We start from the raw sequence: 19,456 nt of genomic DNA on the forward strand, positions 1-19,456 counted from the left end.
GCGTCAGTCAGCCCTCGGGGTGGTCGCGACCCGGCAACCAGGACTGGCCGGGGCCGCCCCAGCTGCTCTTGCGGATCGCCTTGGCGACCTGCTTGCCGTAGGGGTGCACCAGGCGGTCGGCGTAGAGCCAGCCGTCCAGGTGGTCGTACTCGTGCTGGAAGATCCGGGCCAGCCAGCCGTGCGCCTCGACCTCGAACGGGGTGCCGTGCTCGTCGAAGGCCCGCAGCAGGGCGCCCTCGGAGCGGCGGAGCGGGAACCGCTCGCCCGGGATCGACAGGCAGCCCTCGGACTCCTCGTCCTCGTCGAGCTCCTCGACGGATTCGGGCACCGGGGGCGTGATCCACAGGACGGGGTTCACGGCGGCGCCCCGGTGCAGGACGTCGTCGTCGTCGGTGTAGGAGTACACGAACAGGCGCTTGCCGACGCCCACCTGCGGACCGGCCAGGCCGACGCCCGGTGCCAGGTCCATGGTCTCGAGCATGTCGGCGACGAGGGTGCGGAGGTCGTCATCGAACGCGGTGACCTCGGCTGCACGCTCGTGCAGGACGGGTTCGCCGGTGATGCGGATCGGGAGAACGGCCATTCACCCAGGTTATCCGGCGGGGGACGGTAGCCTCGACGCGTGACGACGGACCTCCAGCTGCCCGACGCCGTGAGCAACCTCACGCCGTTCCAGGCGCTGATGATCCCGGTGGCGCTGATCGGTGCGGTGTTCCTGTCGCTCGGGGCGCAGTTCCAGAGCCGCGGGGTCCAGCGGGTCGAGGCGCGTCTCGGTCGGCAGTCGAAGGGGCTGAGCGTCCGGCACGTCGTCGGGCTCGTCTCGAGCGGCTACTGGGTGCTCGGCACGCTCATGCTCGGCATCGCGGTGGTGCTCCAGCTGATCAGCATCACGTTCGCGCCCCTGATCGTCGTGCAGCCCCTGGGTGCCGTCGCCCTCGTCATCACGACGTGGTTCTCGTCGCGGTCGTCCGGTGTGCCACTCGGTCGCCGTGCCCGGCGGGCCGTGTGGACGTGCATCATCGGTGTCGGCATCTTCGTCGGGATCGCGGCGTTCGTCGGACACGAGAGCGCGATCACCCGTCAGCAGCTCGTCACCGTGCTGGTGATCCTGGCCGTTGTGCTGGTGCTCGTGCTGGTGTCCTTCCGCCTGGTCGCCAAGCACCGCAGTGCGCTGTACTACATCGTCGGGGCGGGAGTGCTCTACGGGTTCGTGGCGACGCTGGCCAAGGTGGTGCTGAACCGGTTCGTGAACGGCACCTTCGACTGGTTGACCGTGCTCGCCATCGTCGGGGTGGTCGTGGCGGCGTCGCTCGGCGGGTACTTCGTGCAGAACGCGTACTCGAGCGGCTCGGCCGACCTCGTGATCGCGGGGCTGACGGTGATCGACCCGATCGTCGCGGTCGGCATCGGCGTGATCGTGCTCGGCGAGGCCTCGGGGGCGCCGTGGTTCGCGGTCGCGGGCTTCGTGGTGGCCGCGGGCATCGCCATCACCGGGGTGTTCCTGCTCGCCAAGCACCACCCGCAGACCCGGGCCTGACGCCGGCCGGCGCGGGCGACCGGCGCGCACGCGGCGGTGCACTCGCCGCGCACCCCGGGTGGTCGCCGCCCTCATCCGCGCGGCTGACGCGACCGTCGATCCTGGTGCGATAGCGTCACTGCCGACCAGCCATCGCCCACGAGAGGACGAACTCAGCCGTGTCAGGAGACGCCACCACCGCCACCGCCGGACCGACGGAAGCGACGGGCGGTCACCGACCGTTGCGCGTGCTGATCGCAGCGGACACCTTCGCCCCCGACGTCAACGGTGCCGCCACCTTCGCCGAGCAGCTCGCCGTCGGCCTGGCCGAGCGCGGGCACGAGGTGCACGTCGTGGCCCCGGCCTCGAGCCGCCACTACGGCACCTTCGACGAGGAGCACCACGGCGTCACGCTCGTCGTGCACCGCCTGAAGTCGTACAAGTGGCCCCTGCACCCGTGGCTGCGCTTCGTCTGGCCGTGGAGCGTCCGGAAGTGGACCGGGCCGATCCTCGACGCCGTCAAGCCCGACGTGCTGCACATCCAGTCGCACGTGGTCATCGGCCGCGGCATCGTGCACGAGGCGAACGACCGCGGCATCCGGGTCATCGCGACGAACCACTTCATGCCGGAGAACCTGCTCGAGTACACGCCGTTCGGCAAGTGGACGCTGCCCCTCGCGCTGAAGATCGCCTGGAGCGACGCCGCCAAGACCTACCGGCTGGCGGACACCATCACGACGCCGACGAACCTGGCCGCCGACTACCTGCGGAAGGCCATCGCCGGCCAGCAGGTCCTCGCGATCTCGTGCGGCATCGACGCGTCCCGGTACGTGGCGCGCGAGGGACGCCCGGTCAACAACGACATCGTCTTCGTGGGTCGTGTGGCCCCCGAGAAGAACCTCGACGTGCTCGTCCGCGCGGTGGCGCTGCTGCCCGCCGAGCTGTCCGCGACGCTGACCATCGTCGGCGACGGCGAGATGATCCCGAAGCTGACCGCGTTGGCGAAGGAGCTCGGGCTCGAGGACCGCGTGCGGTTCCTGGGCTTCGTCTCCGACGAGCGCAAGCAGGAGGCCCTGACCAACGCGACGGTGTTCGCGATGCCGTCGACGGCGGAACTGCAGAGCATCTCGTCGCTCGAGGGGATGGCCTCGGGGCTGCCCGTCGTCGCCGCCGACTCGATGGCGCTGCCGCACCTGATCGACGGCAACGGGTACCTGTTCACCCCGGGCGACGTGGACGACCTGGCGGCGAAGCTCACGACGGTGCTCACCGCGCCCGAGTCGGAGTACGTCGCGATGCGGGATCGCAGTCTGACCATGATCGAGGCACACGACATCAACCGCACGCTGTCGACGTTCGAGTCGCTGTATCGTGGTGAGCCGGTGGCCTGAGGGTCTCCGGCGAGGGGCGGTAGCCAAGCTGGTCAAGGCAGTCGGCTCATAACCGAACGATCCGCGGGTTCGAGTCCCGCCCGCCCTACGTGCACATGCCAAGGAAGCGCGACACGTCGCAGGACGACCACGCACCGACACCGAACGTCACCTTCGAGGTGACCCGTGGCGGTACCGGCGTGCGCGTGAACGCCTTCCGCCTCGGGTTCATGGGCGCCATCGGGGTGCTCGTCGCGCTGCTCGCCGGTGCGATCATCAACGAGCTCAGCACGGTGCTGGTCTACATCGGGGTCGCGCTGTTCCTGGCACTCGGCATCGACCCGCTCGTGTCGTTCCTGGAGCGGATCATCCCGCGCTGGTCCGCCATCACGATCGTCGTGGTCGCGGTCCTCGGGGCCTTCGCTGGCATCGTGTTCGCCGTCGTGCCGATCCTGGTGGAGCAGGCGTCCAACCTGATCCAGAACTTCCCCGACATCGTGCAGGACATCTCGCAGCAGCAGTGGGTGCAGGACCTGTCGAAGCAGTTCGCCGGGTCGTTCGACATCGACCACGCGCTGCAGTCGCTGCAGTCGTTCGTCGAGAAGCCGGGCAACCTGCTCAGCGTCGGCGGCGGGATCCTGGCGGTCGGCAGCGGCATCCTGTCCGGGGTCACCGGGGCGCTCATCGTCATCATCCTGATGCTCTACTTCCTCGCGTCGATGCGGGGCATGAAGCGTGCGACGTACCGGTTCGTGCCCGCGTCGCGCCGCCAGAACTTCATCGACGTGAGCGAGCAGATCACGCAGGCTGTCGGCCGCTACGTCGTCGGGCAGGTCTCGCAGGCACTGATCAACGGCATCCTGAGCTTCTTCTTCCTGCTCATCATCGGGGCCCCGCTGCCCGTGCTGCTCGCGTCGTTCGCGTTCCTCGGCTCGCTCATCCCGCTCGTCGGCACGCTCGCCGCCGCGATCGTCATCTCGCTGCTCTGCTTCTTCGCGTCGCCGGCCACCGCCCTCGCCGCCGCCATCTACTACCTCGTCTACATGCAGGTCGAGGCCTACCTGATCTCCCCGCGCATCATGTCGCGTGCGGTCCAGGTGCCCGGCGCGCTCGTGGTCATCGCGGCGGTCGCGGGCGGCACGATCGGCGGAGTGCTCGGCGCACTCGTGGCGCTGCCCGTCGCGGCGTCGGTCATCATCATCGTGCAGAAGGTCATCTACCCCCGCCAGGAGCAGGCGTGACGAGCGGCACCGGCGCACCGGACGACGCGGTCGTCGCCGCCTTCGCCGAGCACGTCCACGATCGTGACCGCTGGGCGCGCAGTGCCCGTGGGCCGCTCGCCCTGGTGAACGCCCAGCACGTCGACCACCCGCAGCCGGTCTGGCCGGTCCCCGGGACGTGGGCCCCGGCCGTCGGCGGACTCACCGTGACGGCCGAGGCCTCCGACGGTGTCGTCGTCGACGGCGTCCCGGTCGACGGTACGGTCCTGGTGGCCGGGGACACCGCCGTCGTGCCGTCGACCGTCGCGCTGCCGGACGGCTTCGCCGGCACCGTCAGCGGCGACACCCTGCGCGTCTGGGACCCGTCGTCCGAGGCGATCGCCCGCTTCGCGCAGATCGCCCGCTTCGCGTGGTCCGGCGACTGGGTGACGTCCGGCACGTACGTCCCGCTGGCGGGAGACGCCCTGGAGGCCCGTGGCAGCGTCCGCGACGCCGCCGGCGACGCCCTGCCGGTCGCCGGACACGTCGAGACCGTCGTGGGTGGTGCCACGGTGCGGTTCGTCGCCGTCCGGTCGGCTGCCCACCGCGGAGCCCCGCGGCTGCAGCTCATCGTGCAGGACGCCACGAGTGCCCTGCCCGAGGACGACCCGGGCAGCAACTACTCGATGGGTCGGTTCCTGTACCTCGACGACCCCGGCACGGAGGCCACGGTCGAGCTCGACTGGAACCTGCTGGTCCTGCCGCCGTGCGCGTTCTCGTACCAGTACGCGTGCCCGATCCCACCGGAGGACAACCGCGTCCCGGTGCCGATCACGGCGGGGGAGCGACACCCGGTCGACGCCAACGGTGCCGTCCTGCACTGATCGGGGTCGGTTCCTTGCCGTTCCCAGCCGCAGCGCTGCATAATGGGCGTGTCCCGTCGGGACATCACAATCGCATACCGATGGTTCCGTGGCCCCTCGGGTCAGGATCCTCCGCACCAGGTCGATGGGGAAGTCGCACCTGACGTATCGGAGGAACCGTGAACGGAACGACGACAGGAGTGCTCTACGTGCACTCCTCACCCCGCGCGCTCTGCCCGCACGTCGAATGGGCAGCAGGTCGCGCGATGAACCGCGCCGTGAACTTCTCGTGGCTCGACCAGCCCGCGCAGGACGGTGCGCGCCGGACCGAGTACACGTGGACCGGTGCGGTGGGCGCCGGTGCCGCGATCGCGTCGGCCCTGCGCGGGTGGGAACACCTGCGGTACGAGGTCACCGAGGAGCCGACGAGCGCCTCGGACGGCGGTCGCTGGATGCACACGCCCGACCTCGGGGTGTTCTACGCGCAGACCGACGTCACGGGCAACATGGTCATCCCCGAGGACCGGGTGCGCTACGCGATGGAGGTCGCGGGCAGCAACGCCCTCGAGCTGCACCGTGAGCTCCGGCTCGCCCTCGGGCAGGCCTGGGACGACGAGCTCGAGCCCTTCCGCCACGCGGCCGAGGGCAACCCGGTCGTCTGGCTGCACCGCGTCGGCTGAGCCAACTCGCAACACGCCGGCGTCTCGGGTGCGCCGGACGCCGACGTCGGGTGCGCAACACGCCGGCGTGCTGTCCTGACGCCGCCGAAGACTCGAGACGCCGCCGAATACGGCGGCGTCTCGTCGTTTCCGGGGCGCCTCAGCGACACGACGGCGTGTTGCCGGGACTCCAACCGGCACCGGAACGACGGAAGCCCGCCCCGACGACGCGGGACGGGCCTCCTGGCAGGGTGGGACGGATCAGACGCTGCGGAACGCGACCACGGCGTTGTGGCCGCCGAAGCCGAACGAGTTGCTGACCGCGAGCAGGTCACCCTCGGGCAGTGCGCGCGGCTCGCGGGCCACGTCCATGACGATCTCCGGGTCCTGGTCGTGCAGGTTGATCGTCGGCGGGGCGACGCGGTTGTGCAGCGCGAGGACGGTGAAGACCGCCTCGATCGCACCCGCACCACCGAGCAGGTGGCCCGTCGAGGCCTTGGTCGCGGACACCACGACGTCGTCCAGGTGGTCGCCGAAGACCCGACGCATCGCGTGGTACTCGGCGACGTCACCGACGGGGGTCGAGGTGGCGTGCGCGTTGACGTGCACGACGTCCTCGATGCTCGCGTCGGCGTGCTCGAGGGCCTGCAGGACCGCACGGGCGGCGGCGCTGCCCTCGGGGTCCGGCGCGGTGATGTGGAAGGCGTCCGAGGTGATGCCGGAGCCGGCGACCTCGGCGTAGATCGTCGCACCGCGGGCCTCGGCGTGCTCCTTCGACTCGAGGATGAGCGCCGCTGCGCCGTCACCGAGCACGAAGCCGTCACGCGTGACGTCGTAGGGACGCGACGCGGTCTCGGGGGAGTCGTTGCGGCGCGACAGGGCCTGCATCGCGGCGAACGCGGCCAGCGGGAGCGGGTGCAGCGCGGCCTCGGCGCCACCGGTGATGACGATGTCGGCGTCGCCGTCGGCGATGTGTCGGTACGCCTCGGCCAGCGACTCGGTCGAGGACGCGCAGGCGGACAGGTAGGTGCGGGCACCACCGCGGGCGCCGAACTCCATCTCGATGGCGGCGGCGGGACCGTTCGCCATGAGCATCGGGACCGTCATCGGCAGGACGCGACGCGGCCCCTTCTCGCGCAGGGTGTCCCAGGCGTCGAGCAGCGTGTTCACGCCGCCGATGCCCGTCGCCCAGTCGACGATGAGGCGCTCGGGCACGACCGATTCGTCGTCGATGCCGGCGTCGGCCCAGGCCTCGCGTGCCGCGACGAGCGACAGCTGCGACGAGGGGTCGAGGCGCTTCGACTCGGGGCGGGTGAGCTGGTCGGTGAGGAACCGGCGCGCCTGGCCGGCGAACTCCACGGGGAGTTCGAGCTCGGCGTAGCGGGGGTCCTCGATGCGGGTGATGCCGGACTTGCCGGCGAGCAGCGCGTCCCAGGTGTCCGGGGCGGTCGCGGCGAGGGGTGAGATCGCACCGATCCCGGTGACGACGACGGTCTTCTTGGTCATGGGACGACGTGCTCTTTCGTTGGGGTGAACAAGATGAGCGCCACGGCCCGCAGGGGTCCGCGGGCCGCGGCGCTCAGGAAGCTCGTGTCAGGCCTGGGCCTTGACGATGTAGTCGACCGCGTTGCCCACGGTCTTGAGGTTCTTGACCTCTTCGTCCGGGATCTTCACGTCGAACTTCTCCTCGGCGTTGACCACGATGGTCATCATCGAGATGGAGTCGATGTCGAGGTCGTCCGTGAAGGACTTGTCGGCGGCGACGGTGTCGGTGGCGATACCGGTCTCGTCGTTGATCAGCTCGGCCAGGCCGGCGAGGACTTCTTCGTTGGACAGGGCCATGAGTGTTCTCCTTGAAGGGGGGTGTCGTTTGACCGTTGACCAGCCTAGGGCACGCGGGGTCCGGGTGCGCGGAGGCTCGTCGGGATGGGGACCGGGCGCGCGGTTGCGCGACCGGACGGGGATCAGGGGAGGACGACCACCTGGGCACCGAACACGAGTCCAGCGCCGAAGCCGATCTGCAGGGCGAGGCCGCCCGACAGGTCCGGGTGCTCCTCGAGCAGGCGGTGCGTGGCGAGCGGGATGCTCGCGGCGGAGGTGTTGCCGGTGGTGGTGATGTCGCGGGCGATCGTCACCGTCTCGGGCAGGCCGAGCTGCTTGGCGAACTCGTCGATGATGCGGATGTTCGCCTGGTGCGGCACGAACGCGGCGAGGTCCTCGGGGCGGACGCCGGCGGTCTCGAGCGCCTGGCGGGCGACCTTGACCATCTCCCAGACGGCCCAGCGGAACACCGTCTGCCCGGCCTGGCGCATGGTCGGACGCGGTGCTCCGGCCTCCCACTCGTTGTAGGTCGCGGTCATGCCGATGGCGTCCCACTTCGAGCCGTCGGAACCCCAGATGGTGGGGGCGATGCCCGGGAAGTCGCTCGGGCCGATCACGGCGGCGCCGGCACCGTCCCCGAGCAGGAACGAGATCGAGCGGTCCGTCGGGTCGACGACGTCGCTGAGCTTCTCGGCCCCGACGACCAGCACGTGGTCGGCGAGCCCGGACTTGATGAACGAGTCGGCCTGGGCGATTCCGTAGGCGTACCCGGCACAGGCGGCGCTGATGTCGTACGCGGCGGCCGGGGTGGCGCCGATGCGCTCGGCGAGCAGCGACGCCATCGACGGGGTCGCCACGGTGTGCGTGACGGTGCTCACGAGCACGACGCCGATCTGGGACGGCTCGATGCCGGCCTTCTCGATGGCCTCGCGTGCGGCGGCCTCGGCGAGGTCGACGGCCTCGACGTCCTTGCCCGCTCGCTTGCGGGTGATGATGCCGGTGCGCTGGCGGATCCACTCGTCGGACGAGTCGATCGGGCCGACGAGGTCGTCGTTCGGCACGACGTTCTCGCCACGGGCGGCGCCGAACGCCAGGATCCGGGTGAACTCGTGGCCGCGGCGCTGCTGGAGCAGCGGGCGCGCGGATCCGGTCGGGAGGCCCGTGGGGGCGTCCGTCGGGGTGGTCGGGTCGGTCATGCGGTTGCGTCTGCTTCCTGGCCCGCGCGCTGCAGCAGGTCGATCGCTGCAGGCAGGTCGTCGGGGGTCTTGATGGCGACGGTCGGCGTGCCGCGGAGGCCGCGCTTCGCCAGGCCGACGAGGGCACCGGCGGGTGCGAGCTCGATGATGCCGGTCACACCTGCGGCGGAGAAGGACTCCATGACCGCGTCCCAGTGCACGGGGCTCGCGATCTGCTGGACCATGAGGTCGACGAAGCGGCGCCCGTCGTCGACGCGGGAGCCGTCGGCGTTGGTCCAGATCGGCAGGGTCGGGTCCTGCACGGTGGCGGCGGCCGCGACCGGGACGACCCGCTCGACGGCGGGGGCCATGTACCGGGTGTGGAACGCACCGGCCACGGCGAGCGGGATCACCCGGGCCTTGGCGGGCGGATCGGCGGCGAGGGCCGCGATGGCGTCTGCGGCACCGGCGACGACGGTCTGGCCGCCACCGTTGTGGTTCGCGGGCACGAGGCCGTGCTCGGCGAGGGCTGCGGCGACCGCGTCGGCGTCGCCACCGAGGACGGCGGCCATCGAGGTCGGCTCGAGCGCTGCGGCGTCGGCCATGGCCCGGCCGCGCTCGGCAACCAGGGCGACGGCGTCGGTCGGCTCGAGGATCCCGGCGACCGCGGCGGCGGTGAACTCGCCCACCGAGTGTCCGGCGACCCCGCCCACCAGGGCACGACGGCCCTCGGCGAGCAGTGCTTCGGCGGTCACCAGGCCGGCGGCCACGATGAGGGGCTGTGCGAGCGCGGTGTCCTTGATGGTGTCCGCGTCGGAGTTCGTGCCGAGCTCGGCGAGGTCGACGCCGATCGACTCCGACCACTGCCCGACTCGTTCACGAACGGTGGCGTCCTCGAGCCAGGGGGCGAGGAAGCCGGGGGTCTGGGAGCCCTGTCCGGGCGCGACGACGACGATCACCGGACAATCCTCGCGTTCTCGCCCCGCGGGGCCCGTGTGGACTTCCCACACGAATCCCCGCGGGACATTGTCGGTTCTCTACCGTCCGGAGCGCTCTAGCGTCGGGGCGTGATGCGGCGACGGCCGGTCGCGGACTCGGACATCGCGCCGAGGATGAGCGCCGACTGCACGATCAGGGCGTCCCGGGCGTGCGTGGCGTCCCACCCGATGATGTCGGCGACCCGGCGCAGGCGGTAGCGCACGGTGTTCGGGTGCACGAAGAGCTCGCGCGCCGTGGCCTCGAGCGACCGGCCGGTGTCGAGGTAGCACCACAGCGTCTGCAGGAGCTCGGTGGACTGGTCCTTGAGCGGGACGTAGATGCGCTGCACCAGGGCGGACCGGGCTAGGGGGTCGCCGGCCAGGGCACGTTCGGGCAGCAGGTCGTCGGCCAGGGCCGGGCGGGGCACGCCGCGCCAGGCACGCGCGACGGCGAACCCGGCGAGGGCGGCCTTCGCACTGGTCGAGGCGTCGACGACCCCGGGGACCTCGTTGCCGAGCACCAGGTGCCCCTCGCCGAACAGTGGTTCGAGGGCCTGCGCGATGGTCGTGAAGGAGACGGGCTCCTCGCCCTCGGGGACGTCGTCACGGGGGGTGGCGCGGCCGATCACCACGACGAGCCGCGATCCCTGGACCCCGACGAGCACGTCGGCGTCCATGTGCCGTGCGGTGCGGCGGACCTGGTCGACCTCGAGCTGCTTCGGTGCGGTGCCGACGAGCACCGCGACCTCGCCGTGGCCGTGCCACCCGAGGGCGGCGATGCGGGACGGCAGTTCGTCATCGTACTCGCCGGAGAGGATCGAGTCGACCACGAGCGCTTCGAGCCGGGCGTCCCACAGACCGCGGGCCTCGGCCGCGCGGGCGTAGACGTCGGCTGCGGCGAACGCGATGTCGCGGGAGTACTTGAGGATCGCCTCCTGCAGCATCTCGTCGTCGGCGGCGCGTTCCTCGACCACGGTCACCACGACGCGGATGAGCTGCAGGGTCTGCTGCAGGCTCACCGAGCGCAGGAGCTCCCGCGGGGCGGACCCGAAGACGTCGGCCGCGGCGATCCACGGCGTCGACGCGGTGCCCTCGAGCCAGCTGATGAACGAGGTGATGCCCGCCTGGGCGACGAGGCCCACGGCGGAGCGGCGCCCCGGCGGCATCTCGCTGTACCAGGGGAGCGTGTCCTCGAGCCGCTTGATCGTGGCGGTGGAGAGTTCTCCGGACACCTGACGGAGCCAGGAGAGCGCTCGCTCGCGCGCGCTCTCCTGGCTCTCGTGGTCCGGGCGGACCGTCGTCACGGGTTGATCAGCTCTCGCCGCCCGCGCTGCCGGTGGTGCCGGCGGTCACGTCGTGCAGGCGGTACTTGTCGATCGCCTGCTGGACGAGCGCGCCGTCGACCCTGCCCTGGCGGGCGAGCTGCTGCAGCGTCCGCACGACGACCGAGGGGCCGTCGATGTGGAAGAAGCGGCGAGCGGCCGGACGGGTGTCCGAGAAACCGAAGCCGTCGGCGCCGAGCGTGGCGTAGTCGGTCGGCACGAACGGGCGGATCTGCTCCTGCACCAGGTGCATGAAGTCGCTCACGGCGACGACCGGGCCCTCGGTGCCGAGCAGGCGCTCGGTGACGAACGGCGTGCGGGCCGGCTCGTTCGGGTTGAGGAACGCCTGCTGCTCGGCGGCCACACCGTCGCGGTACAGCTCACCCCAGCTCGTGACGCTCCAGACGTCGGCCGACACGCCCCAGTCCTCGGCGAGGAGCTGCTGCGCCTCGAGGATCCACGGCACGGCGACACCGGACGCGAGCAGCTGGGCCTTCGGGCCGTCGTGCTCGCTCGCCTTGAGCAGGTACATCCCCTTGAGGATGCCCTCGACGTCGACGCCCTCGGGCTCGGCCGGCTGCACCAGCGGCTCGTTGTAGACCGTCAGGTAGTACATGACGTTCGGGTCGGCGTGCTTCGGCGAGCCGTCCTCGTTCGTGCCGTACATGCGGTCGAGGCCGGCCTTGACGATGTGGCCGATCTCGTAGCCGTACGCCGGGTCGTACGAGACGACGGCCGGGTTCGTCGTGGCGAGGAGCGGCGAGTGGCCGTCCGCGTGCTGCAGGCCCTCGCCCGTCAGCGTGGTGCGGCCGGCGGTCGCGCCGATCATGAAGCCACGGGTCATCTGGTCGCCGGCGGCCCAGATGGCGTCGCCGGTGCGCTGGAACCCGAACATCGAGTAGAAGACGTAGACCGGGATGAGCGGCTCGCCCTGCGTCGAGTACGAGGTGCCGACCGCGGTGAACGCCGCGAGGGCGCCCGCCTCGTTGATGCCCACGTGGATGATCTGGCCCTGCGGGCTCTCCTTGTAGGCCAGGAGGAGCTCGCGGTCGACCGACGTGTAGTGCTGGCCGTTCGGGTTGTAGATCTTCGCCGACGGGAAGTAGGCGTCCATGCCGAACGTGCGTGCTTCGTCCGGGATGATCGGGACCACGCGGTCGCCGAAGTCGGGCGAGCGCAGCAGGTCCTTCAGCAGGCGTGCGAACGCCATGGTGGTGGCGACCTCCTGCTTGCCGGAGCCCTTCTTGACGACCTGGTACTTCGAGTCGTCCGGCAGCGTGAACTGCGTGTACTTCGTGCGACGTTCCGGCACGTAGCCACCGAGCGCGCGACGACGCTCGTGCATGTACTGGATCGCCTCGTCGTCGTTGCCCGGGTGGTAGTACGGCGGCGTGTAGGGGTTCTCCTCCAGCTGCGCGTCGGAGATCGGGATGCGCATCTCGTCGCGGAACTGCTTGAGGTTGTCGAGCGTGAGCTTCTTCATCTGGTGGGTCGCGTTGCGGCCCTCGAAGCTCGGGCCGAGGCCGTAGCCCTTGACCGTCTTCGCCAGGATGACGGTCGGCTGGCCCTTGTGCTCGGTCGCGGCCTTGAACGCGGCGTAGACCTTGCGGTAGTCGTGGCCACCGCGCTTGAGGTTCCAGATCTGGTCGTCGGTGTAGTCCTTGACGAGTTCAAGCGCCTTCGGGTCGCGCCCGAAGAAGTTCTCGCGCACGTAGGCACCGTTCTCGGCCTTGTACGTCTGGTAGTCGCCGTCCGGCGTCTGGTTCATCAGGTTGAGGAGCGCGCCCTCGGTGTCACGGGCGAGCAGGTCGTCCCACTCGCGGCCCCAGACGACCTTGATGACGTTCCAGCCCGCACCGCGGAAGAACGCCTCGAGCTCCTGGATGATCTTGCCGTTGCCACGGACCGGACCGTCGAGTCGCTGCAGGTTGCAGTTGATGACGAAGTTCAGGTTGTCGAGGCCGTCGTTCGCGGCGACCTGGAGCTGCCCGCGGGACTCGACCTCGTCCATCTCGCCGTCGCCCAGGAACGCCCAGACCTGCTGGTCCATGGCGTCCTTGATGCCGCGGTTCGACAGGTACTTGGCCTGCTGCGCCTGGTAGATCGCGTTGATCGGGCCGATGCCCATCGACACGGTCGGGAACTGCCAGAAGTGCGGCATGAGGCGCGGGTGCGGGTACGACGACAGGCCGCCGCCGGCGTGCGACTTCTCCTGCCGGAACCCGTCGAGCTGGTCCTCGGAGAGGCGACCTTCCATGTACGCGCGGGCGTACATGCCGGGGGAGGCGTGGCCCTGGAAGAAGACCTGGTCGCCACCGGAGGGGTGGTCCTGCGCGCGGAAGAAGTGGTTGTAGCCGACCTCGTACATCGCAGCGCTCGACGCGTACGTCGAGATGTGCCCGCCGACCCCGATGCCGGGACGCTGTGCACGGTGCACCGTGATGGCCGCGTTCCAGCGGATCCAGCGGCGGTACCGGCGCTCCAGCTCTTCGTCGCCGGGGAACTCCGGCTCGTTCTCCGGCGCGATGGTGTTCACGTAGTCCGTCGTCGGGACCATCGGCACACCGAGGTGCAGTTCCTTGGACCGCTTGAGCAGGCTCAGCATGATCTCGCGACCGCGCTGGTGTCCGTGGGTCTGGACCAGCCCGTCGAGGGACTCACGCCATTCGGCGGTCTCCTGCGGATCCTGGTCGTTCGCCCCGGCGCTGTACGGGTCCTGGTCGTTCACCGTCACCCTTGACCTCGTTCGTTCTCGTGGTGGTGGACATGGTGGCTCCGGTGGTCGGGTCGCGACCGGCTGGGGCCCCGTCCACTCTAGGCCCCAGGACCGACGCTGATGCTGATGGTGACGTGCAGGTGGACGGGTGCTTGCATTCGCGTGTCGTCGGCGTAGCATGGCCGATCGTGCACACGCGATCCGCGGCGCACGGACCCGACGGGCACACCCCACGCCCGAGGAAGAAGCACACGTAGCGATGGCACTGGAGATCGGCTCACTCGCGCCGGACTTCGAGCTCCCGAACCAGTTCGGTGAGCACGTCCGACTCAGCGACTTCCGTGGCAACCGCCCGGTCGCACTCGTCTTCTTCCCGCTGGCGTTCTCGTCCGGGTGCACGAACGAGCTCTGCACCCTGCAGGACAACATCACGATGTTCCAGGACCAGCGCATCGAGCTGCTCGGCATCTCGGTCGACTCGAAGGCGACGCTCCGCTCGTTCGCCGAGACGAACGGCTACGACTTCGAGCTGCTCGCCGACTTCTGGCCGCACGGCGCGGTCTCGAAGGAGTACGGCGTGTTCCTCGAGAACAAGGGCTTCGCCACCCGCGCGACCTTCGTCATCGACGTGCAGGGCCGCATCAAGGCCTCGATCATCACCGAGCCCGGCCTGCAGCGCGACGTCGCCGAGTACAAGGCGGCCCTCGACCGGCTCGCCGCCTGTTCGGCACCCGTCCCCGTCGGCTAGCGTTCCGAATCCCTCCTGACGGACGCGTCCGCGTCGACGGTCGGACAGGAGGCCCGGTGCACGCCATCGACACCGACCCACGTGGTCACGGGGTCACCGCTGATGCGTACGCCCCGTACCCGGTGCGCGTCACGCCCGGCGCCTGGGGGCTGTCCCGCACGGTCGTGGAGGCCCCGACCGGGCCAGTCGTGGTGCACCACCGCGCCGGCCCGGACCCACTCCTGCTGCTGCACGGCGTCGCCGGCTCCTGGTCGACGTGGACACCGTTGCTGCGCGCCGCGGACGGGATCGGGGACCGCGGGCTGGTGCTCGTCGACCTGCCCGGCTGGGGGTCCTCGCCGGCTCCCGACGGTCCGCTCGGGCTCGACGCTGTCACGGGTGCCGTGTCGGCGGTCCTCGGTGCGCTGGGCCTCGGCGCGGTCGACGTGGTCGGGCACTCCATGGGAGCGTTCGTCGGGTTGCACCTGGCGGTGGTGGCGCCTGAGCGGGTGCGGTCGCTCGCCCTCGTGTCCGGCACCACGGTCGCGACCGCCGGTGCGGCTCGGCACCCGGTGCGGGCGCTCGGCACCCTGCCGGCGTTCACCCTGCTGCGTGCGGGCCTCACGGTGACCGGTGGCACCGCTCGTCCGCTGCTCCGGGGGATCGCGCGGATCGGTCTGTTGCCGCTCGTCGCGGCGCCGGTGTTCACGCACGTTCGACGTCTGGACCCGAGCGTGCTCGAGGCCTTCGTCGAGGAGCTCCGGCCGGAGCAGTTCACGGAGGCGGCACGGTCGGCGGCGGCGTACGACGTCGACCGGTGGCGTTCGATCACCTGCCCGGTGACGGCGATCGCCGGGCGCGACGACGTGTTCGCCCGCGTCTCGGACCTCGAGGCGCTGCGGGCGTTCGTGCCGCAGGTCCGGACGGTGCTGCTCGACGACTGCGGGCACTTCGCCCACGTCGAGCGTCCCGACGCCGTCGCGCGGGAGCTCGGCCTGCGCTGAGCAGGTCGAGGAGCGTCAGGTGTGGACGGGGAACGTCGCCGCGACGCGGGAGCGCACCTCGGCGACGACGGCCTCGCGCATCGTCGGGGAGAACAGCGCGTGGTCCCCGTCCTCGACGCGGACGACGGACACCGAGCCGCGACGGTCGTCACCGGGCCAGCGCCGGACGGCCTTCTGCCCACCGAGCCGGTCGAACAGGGCGGCGTCCTCGGGAGCGACGATCACGACGACGTCGGTGCCGTGCTCGACGAGCGGGCGGACGTGGCCGACGACCCCGCCCATCCGGTCGCGACGGGCGATGCGGTCGCGGACGGCCTTCGGCACGAAGCGGTTGTACCGCTCGCGCACCCACATCCGGGCGGGCGACGGGGCGTCGATCGCCCGGACCCCGTCGGCGTACGAGCCGGGCTCGGCCGGGACGCGACGGTAGTCGTTCGGGCTGATCTCGACGACCAGGCGCGGGGCCTCCTCGACGGCGCGGCCCGCGACCCAGGCGCCGGCGCACATGCCGACGAGCACGAGCCGGTCCGAGGGCGTGGCGAGTGCGGTGACGACGGCGGACTGGTCCTCCACCCACTCCTGCGCGAACAGGAAGCTCCGCTCGTCCTCGTGCACGCCGGTGCTCTCGCCGGTGGCACGACGGTCGACCCGGACGACCCGGGCGCCGTCGCGGGCGAGGGCGCGGGCGAGTTCGACCTGGTAGTCGGTGGCCCCCACGCGGTGTTCGGCGCCGCCGCTGTGGAGGACGACGACGGGGGCGTCGTGGTGCTGGGCGGACGAGACGGTCTCGATCCCGAACAGGCCCTGATCGCCGAGGTGGACGATGCGCTCCGACACGCGGCCGTCGACGTCGAGGACCTCGTCGAGGACGGGCACGCGGACGGGCACCGCCGTCTCGGGCGCCCAGGTGTCGAGCCAGGCCACGACGGTGTCGACGGCGGCTCCGGGGATGCGGGCGTGGATGCTCGTGCCGTCGAGGAGCTCGGCGCTGCCGGTGACCTCGGTCACCTCGAGGCCACCGAGGGGCTTCGGCGGCCGGGCACCCGGACGGACGAGCGCGACGGTGGGCCCGGTGCGCGGGGCGAAGGCGAGGTCCGCGAGTGCGGCGGCCTCGTCCGGCGCGACGTCGAACCCGATGAGGCTCTCGACGCCGTCGACCACGCGGTCGGCACCGATCGTGATGGTCGCGAGGGCGCGCTGCCGGCGGAGCCACCCCTTGCCCGATGCCGGGGCGTCCCAGACGACGAGGCCGTCGGTGTCCGCGGCCGCGTTCGCGGCGACGAGGGCCGCCGAGGCCAGCCCGACGAAGGCGACGTGCTGCACCCCCGTCGTGCGGAGCACGGCGGCGGCGTGGCGTGCGGACCGGACCTGCGCGTCCGGCGTGGTGTCGGGGGCGCCGTCACCACGTCCGGACGGGTCGTAGCGCACCGAGGCGATGCCACGGGCCTCCAGGCGGTCGGCCAGCAGACGGAGCGTGCGGTACGCGATGACGCCCTCCTGCCCGAGCGGCGGGCAGATCACGACGCCGGCGCGCGCGGCGGCGGGGAGCTGGACCGCTGCGCGGATCGCCGGCGATCCGGACCAGCCGTGCAGCGTGGTCACAGGGCGAGGGCGGCGCGGGCGGACGCCGGCCAGGCGTCGAGGTCCGTGCCGTGGGCGGCGAACAGGGCGATGGTGATGCGTTCCAGGCCGAACGCGATGCAGGCGCTGTGCGCGACCTGTCCGTCCTCGGTGCGGAGGCCGAACGAGGTGCCGAAGTGGTCCTCGTGCAGGTTCGCGGAGCTGATCGCGGTGGCGTCGTGGTCGGGACCGTAGACCTTCGTCACGAACTCGAACTTGAGCGCCTGCTCGACCTGGTTGCGGGCGAGCATCTGCCCGACGCGGCCGAAGAAGGGGTCGTTGGCGGGGACGACATCGATCTCGAGCCCGAACGACTCGAGCAGCGCGCGCATCACCGGGATGCTGCCGTCCCGGTGGGCCGCTGCGGACGCGGGGGTGCCGACGTGCACGAACTCGTGCATGTGGAAGGCCTGCAGGCGCATCGGGTCGAGCGAGGGCTCGCGGCGGAAGGAGTCGCCGAGGACGTCGAAGAACCGGCCCTGCCGGGGCACGGTGTCGCCGATCAGGCCGTAGACCGGGTGGCAGACCGCGGGGGTGAGCATGAGGTCGGCCGGCTCGAGGAACCCCTCCCAGCGCTCACCGCGCTCGCGGGCGGCGAGCAGTGCGCGGTGGGTGCGGTCGTCGCCGGTGAACCCGGAGATCGACGCGGCGAGGTCCGGGAACGACGCGATGTAGTCGGTGCGCTCGAAGGACGCGAGCGGCTCGACCGGCGGGAAGCGCAGGACCTCGGCGCCGAGGTGCTGCTGGCTGCGGACCGCTGCGGCGTCGACCGCGGCGTACACGCGCTCGAAGACCCCGGTGCGGCCGTAGAGGCCGGGCGTGCCGAGGTCGAGGAGCACGCCGTCGGTGAGCAGGCGGGTGCGGAGGGCGGCGCGGGCGGCGTCGAGCGCGGCCGCGGCGGCGGTGTCCGCGGTGGTGGTGTCGGTGGTGTGCGTGGTGGTGTCCGTGATGGTCACAGGATCACTCCCGTCATGATGGCCAGGTCGGCGTCGTTCTTGAGGAGACGGTCGTTGCTCACCATGACGGCGGCCCCGTGGGCGTCTCGGAGGTGTCGGGCGATGCTCATCGGACCCGAGGCGGCGTAGCCCGCGATCCCGACGATGCGCAGCGCCTTCGTGACGATGTCGGTGACGCGTTCGGACGCACCGATCTTCAGGGCGTTCGCGGCGAGGGCGTACGCGCTCGAGGCCAGCACGTCCGGGTCGTCGGCTGCGGCGTCGAACCGTTCGGCGGCGTGGCGCACCGAGTCGGCCAGGGCCTGCAGGTCGACCAGGAGCTCGGCGAGCCGGAGGGCACCGGGCGGGGTCGTCCCGACGGCGGCGCGGGCCTGCTTGCGGACGGCGCTGCGGGCACGTTCGGCGGACGAGACCGCGATGCCGAGCCAGACCGAGGCCCAGAGCACGTGCGACACCGGCAGGACGGTCTGGGCGGAGATCGTGGCGTAGTCGTCGCGGAACACGCGGTCGGTCGTCGTCTCGGTGTCGAGGATCCACCCGTTGCTGCACGTGCCGCGGAGCCCCATGGTGTCCCAGGTGGACGTCTGCGACAGGACCATCGTGTCGGTGCGGCAGATGAGCAGTCGCTGGTCCGACGCCGGGGCGTCCGGGTCGCGGCGGGCGGTGACGAACACCGCGTCGGCCTCGGTGGCGTACGAGATCACCGGCGCGTCCTTGCGCAGGCGGATCCGGCCGTCGTCGGTCGGTTCGATGGAGCAGGTGGACCGCCGGGCGTCGCCGCCGACGCCGCGCTCGGTCGTGGCGGACGCGACGAGTGCCCCGCCCCGGACGGCCTCGATGGTCTCGAGCACGCCGGCACCGTCGCCGCCGTGCCGCCAGAGCGCCATGACCTGGCCCTGGTGCATCGCGAACACCATGCCGGTCGCGGCGCAGGCGCGGCCGAGTTCGGTCGCGATCGCGGAGAGCTCCGCCACGGAGGCACCCTCGCCACCGTGCTCGGTCGGCACCGCTGCCGCGAGCAGGCCGTACTCCCGCATCGCGGCGATGGCCTCGCGCGGGGGCCGGGCGTCGCGGTCGACCTCGTCGGCGAACTGTGCGGCGACCTCGGCCACCGCGCTCGCACGCTCGGCGAACCGGTCGACGACCGACGGTGCCGGCAGGACCAGGGTCACGAGGCGAGCTCCGCGGCGAGCTCCGCCGCGGCGACGATCGACTCGACGGTCGCGAAGGTGGACCGGTTCAGCACGGAGTCGGGGAACTCGACGTCGAGGTCCGACTCCACCGCGAGCATCACGTTGACGGTGGCGTGCGAGGTCAGGCCGAGGGCGTAGAGGTCGGCGATCGACGCGACGTCCCACGCGTCGACCGTCAGCCTGCCGTGCTCGGCGAGGGCGCGACGGACGGCCCGGTCGGTGGCCGGGTCGGCGATCGTCGCGGTGGTGCTGGAGGGGTTCGGGTCCTGTTCCATGACTGCAACCGTAAAGAGGAACGGCCCTCGGGAAACCGCCGTGCCGGTGCGGGAAACCGCACC

The 19,456-nt window shown here is 71.4% G+C and carries 18 protein-coding genes and 1 tRNA gene; 8 read left to right on the forward strand and 11 right to left on the reverse strand.

All coding sequences use genetic code 11. The annotated features are described in order from the left end of the window. Positions 1–7: 7 nt before the first annotated feature. On the reverse strand, positions 8–583 hold the full coding sequence (def, locus tag DEJ09_RS15825; protein WP_071405349.1) for a peptide deformylase: 576 nt from the start codon (positions 581–583) through the stop codon (positions 8–10). A gap of 39 nt (positions 584–622) precedes the next feature. On the opposite strand from def, the gene DEJ09_RS15830 reads away from it, so the two are divergent. The 6 genes from DEJ09_RS15830 (at position 623) to DEJ09_RS15855 (ending at position 5,628) form a co-directional block, all read left to right on the forward strand. Next, positions 623–1,537, forward strand: a complete 915-nt coding sequence (locus tag DEJ09_RS15830; RefSeq protein ID WP_171907811.1) for a DMT family transporter — start codon at positions 623–625, stop codon at positions 1,535–1,537. Positions 1,538–1,695: 158 nt separating this feature from the next. After that, positions 1,696–2,907 (forward strand): glycosyltransferase, encoded by a 1,212-nt coding sequence (locus tag DEJ09_RS15835; RefSeq protein WP_110864667.1) that lies wholly within the window; start codon positions 1,696–1,698, stop codon positions 2,905–2,907. 13 nt (positions 2,908–2,920) lie between these two features. Further along, a tRNA-Ile gene (locus DEJ09_RS15840) sits at positions 2,921–2,995 on the forward strand. A gap of 7 nt (positions 2,996–3,002) precedes the next feature. After that, on the forward strand, positions 3,003–4,127 hold the full coding sequence (locus tag DEJ09_RS15845) for an AI-2E family transporter (protein ID WP_181433383.1): 1,125 nt from the start codon (positions 3,003–3,005) through the stop codon (positions 4,125–4,127). Further along, positions 4,124–4,969 (forward strand): DUF1684 domain-containing protein, encoded by an 846-nt coding sequence (locus DEJ09_RS15850; protein WP_111089186.1) that lies wholly within the window; start codon positions 4,124–4,126, stop codon positions 4,967–4,969. Before DEJ09_RS15845 ends, DEJ09_RS15850 begins: the two co-directional genes overlap by 4 nt. A gap of 158 nt (positions 4,970–5,127) precedes the next feature. Beyond that, a complete protein-coding gene (locus DEJ09_RS15855) occupies positions 5,128–5,628 on the forward strand; it encodes a DUF3145 domain-containing protein (protein WP_027465337.1) in 501 nt (166 codons plus the stop codon). 240 nt (positions 5,629–5,868) lie between these two features. Here DEJ09_RS15855 and DEJ09_RS15860 read toward each other — a convergent pair whose 3' ends face one another. The 6 genes from DEJ09_RS15860 to aceE form a co-directional block, all read right to left on the reverse strand. After that, positions 5,869–7,113 (reverse strand): beta-ketoacyl synthase, encoded by a 1,245-nt coding sequence (locus DEJ09_RS15860; protein WP_027465338.1) that lies wholly within the window; start codon positions 7,111–7,113, stop codon positions 5,869–5,871. A gap of 87 nt (positions 7,114–7,200) precedes the next feature. Further along, on the reverse strand, positions 7,201–7,449 hold the full coding sequence (locus DEJ09_RS15865) for an acyl carrier protein (protein WP_017886710.1): 249 nt from the start codon (positions 7,447–7,449) through the stop codon (positions 7,201–7,203). Positions 7,450–7,571: 122 nt separating this feature from the next. Further along, positions 7,572–8,624 carry a beta-ketoacyl-ACP synthase III gene (locus DEJ09_RS15870; protein ID WP_071405345.1) on the reverse strand — a complete coding sequence of 351 codons (1,053 nt, stop codon included), beginning with the start codon at positions 8,622–8,624 and terminating at the stop codon, positions 7,572–7,574. After that, the gene (locus tag DEJ09_RS15875; RefSeq protein WP_111089187.1) at positions 8,621–9,562 is read right to left on the reverse strand and encodes an ACP S-malonyltransferase; all 942 of its coding nucleotides are present in this window, start codon (positions 9,560–9,562) and stop codon (positions 8,621–8,623) included. Before DEJ09_RS15875 ends, DEJ09_RS15870 begins: the two co-directional genes overlap by 4 nt. Positions 9,563–9,657: 95 nt before the next feature. Next, entirely contained in the window at positions 9,658–10,884 is a 1,227-nt protein-coding gene (locus tag DEJ09_RS15880; protein ID WP_027465341.1) for a CdaR family transcriptional regulator, read from the reverse strand. A gap of 7 nt (positions 10,885–10,891) precedes the next feature. Beyond that, entirely contained in the window at positions 10,892–13,636 is a 2,745-nt protein-coding gene (gene aceE / locus DEJ09_RS15885; RefSeq protein ID WP_111089188.1) for a pyruvate dehydrogenase (acetyl-transferring), homodimeric type, read from the reverse strand. A gap of 241 nt (positions 13,637–13,877) precedes the next feature. Between aceE and DEJ09_RS15890 the strand changes: the two genes are divergently transcribed. Beyond that, entirely contained in the window at positions 13,878–14,366 is a 489-nt protein-coding gene (locus tag DEJ09_RS15890; RefSeq protein ID WP_071248033.1) for a peroxiredoxin, read from the forward strand. 56 nt (positions 14,367–14,422) lie between these two features. Next, a complete protein-coding gene (locus DEJ09_RS15895; protein WP_181433384.1) occupies positions 14,423–15,349 on the forward strand; it encodes an alpha/beta fold hydrolase in 927 nt (308 codons plus the stop codon). Between the two features lie 15 nt (positions 15,350–15,364). On the opposite strand, the gene DEJ09_RS15900 is transcribed toward DEJ09_RS15895, so the two are convergent. The 4 genes from DEJ09_RS15900 to DEJ09_RS15915 are packed head-to-tail and all read right to left on the reverse strand — an operon-like array spanning position 15,365 to position 19,393. After that, a complete protein-coding gene (locus tag DEJ09_RS15900; RefSeq protein ID WP_181433385.1) occupies positions 15,365–16,951 on the reverse strand; it encodes an alpha/beta fold hydrolase in 1,587 nt (528 codons plus the stop codon). Further along, a complete protein-coding gene (locus DEJ09_RS15905; RefSeq protein ID WP_220034950.1) occupies positions 16,948–17,925 on the reverse strand; it encodes an amino acid--[acyl-carrier-protein] ligase in 978 nt (325 codons plus the stop codon). Before DEJ09_RS15905 ends, DEJ09_RS15900 begins: the two co-directional genes overlap by 4 nt. Beyond that, on the reverse strand, positions 17,922–19,097 hold the full coding sequence (locus tag DEJ09_RS15910; protein WP_111089190.1) for an acyl-CoA dehydrogenase family protein: 1,176 nt from the start codon (positions 19,095–19,097) through the stop codon (positions 17,922–17,924). Before DEJ09_RS15910 ends, DEJ09_RS15905 begins: the two co-directional genes overlap by 4 nt. Next, positions 19,094–19,393 carry an acyl carrier protein gene (locus DEJ09_RS15915; RefSeq protein ID WP_111033509.1) on the reverse strand — a complete coding sequence of 100 codons (300 nt, stop codon included), beginning with the start codon at positions 19,391–19,393 and terminating at the stop codon, positions 19,094–19,096. Before DEJ09_RS15915 ends, DEJ09_RS15910 begins: the two co-directional genes overlap by 4 nt. Between the last annotated feature and the right edge of the window lie 63 nt (positions 19,394–19,456).

This window comes from Curtobacterium sp. MCLR17_055 (assembly GCF_003234305.1).
GTDB lineage: Bacteria > Actinomycetota > Actinomycetes > Actinomycetales > Microbacteriaceae > Curtobacterium > Curtobacterium flaccumfaciens.

Bases quoted from the DNA above. Each gene is read 5' to 3' on its own strand.
- def (WP_071405349.1), bottom strand. From the start codon at position 583: ATGGCCGTTCTCCCGATCCGCATCACCGGCGAACCCGTCCTGCACGAG.
- DEJ09_RS15890 (WP_071248033.1), top strand. From the start codon at position 13,878: ATGGCACTGGAGATCGGCTCACTCGCGCCGGACTTCGAGCTCCCGAAC.
- DEJ09_RS15870 (WP_071405345.1), bottom strand. From the start codon at position 8,624: ATGACCGACCCGACCACCCCGACGGACGCCCCCACGGGCCTCCCGACC.
- DEJ09_RS15860 (WP_027465338.1), bottom strand. From the start codon at position 7,113: ATGACCAAGAAGACCGTCGTCGTCACCGGGATCGGTGCGATCTCACCC.
- DEJ09_RS15845 (WP_181433383.1), top strand. From the start codon at position 3,003: ATGCCAAGGAAGCGCGACACGTCGCAGGACGACCACGCACCGACACCG.
- DEJ09_RS15915 (WP_111033509.1), bottom strand. From the start codon at position 19,393: ATGGAACAGGACCCGAACCCCTCCAGCACCACCGCGACGATCGCCGAC.
- DEJ09_RS15865 (WP_017886710.1), bottom strand. From the start codon at position 7,449: ATGGCCCTGTCCAACGAAGAAGTCCTCGCCGGCCTGGCCGAGCTGATC.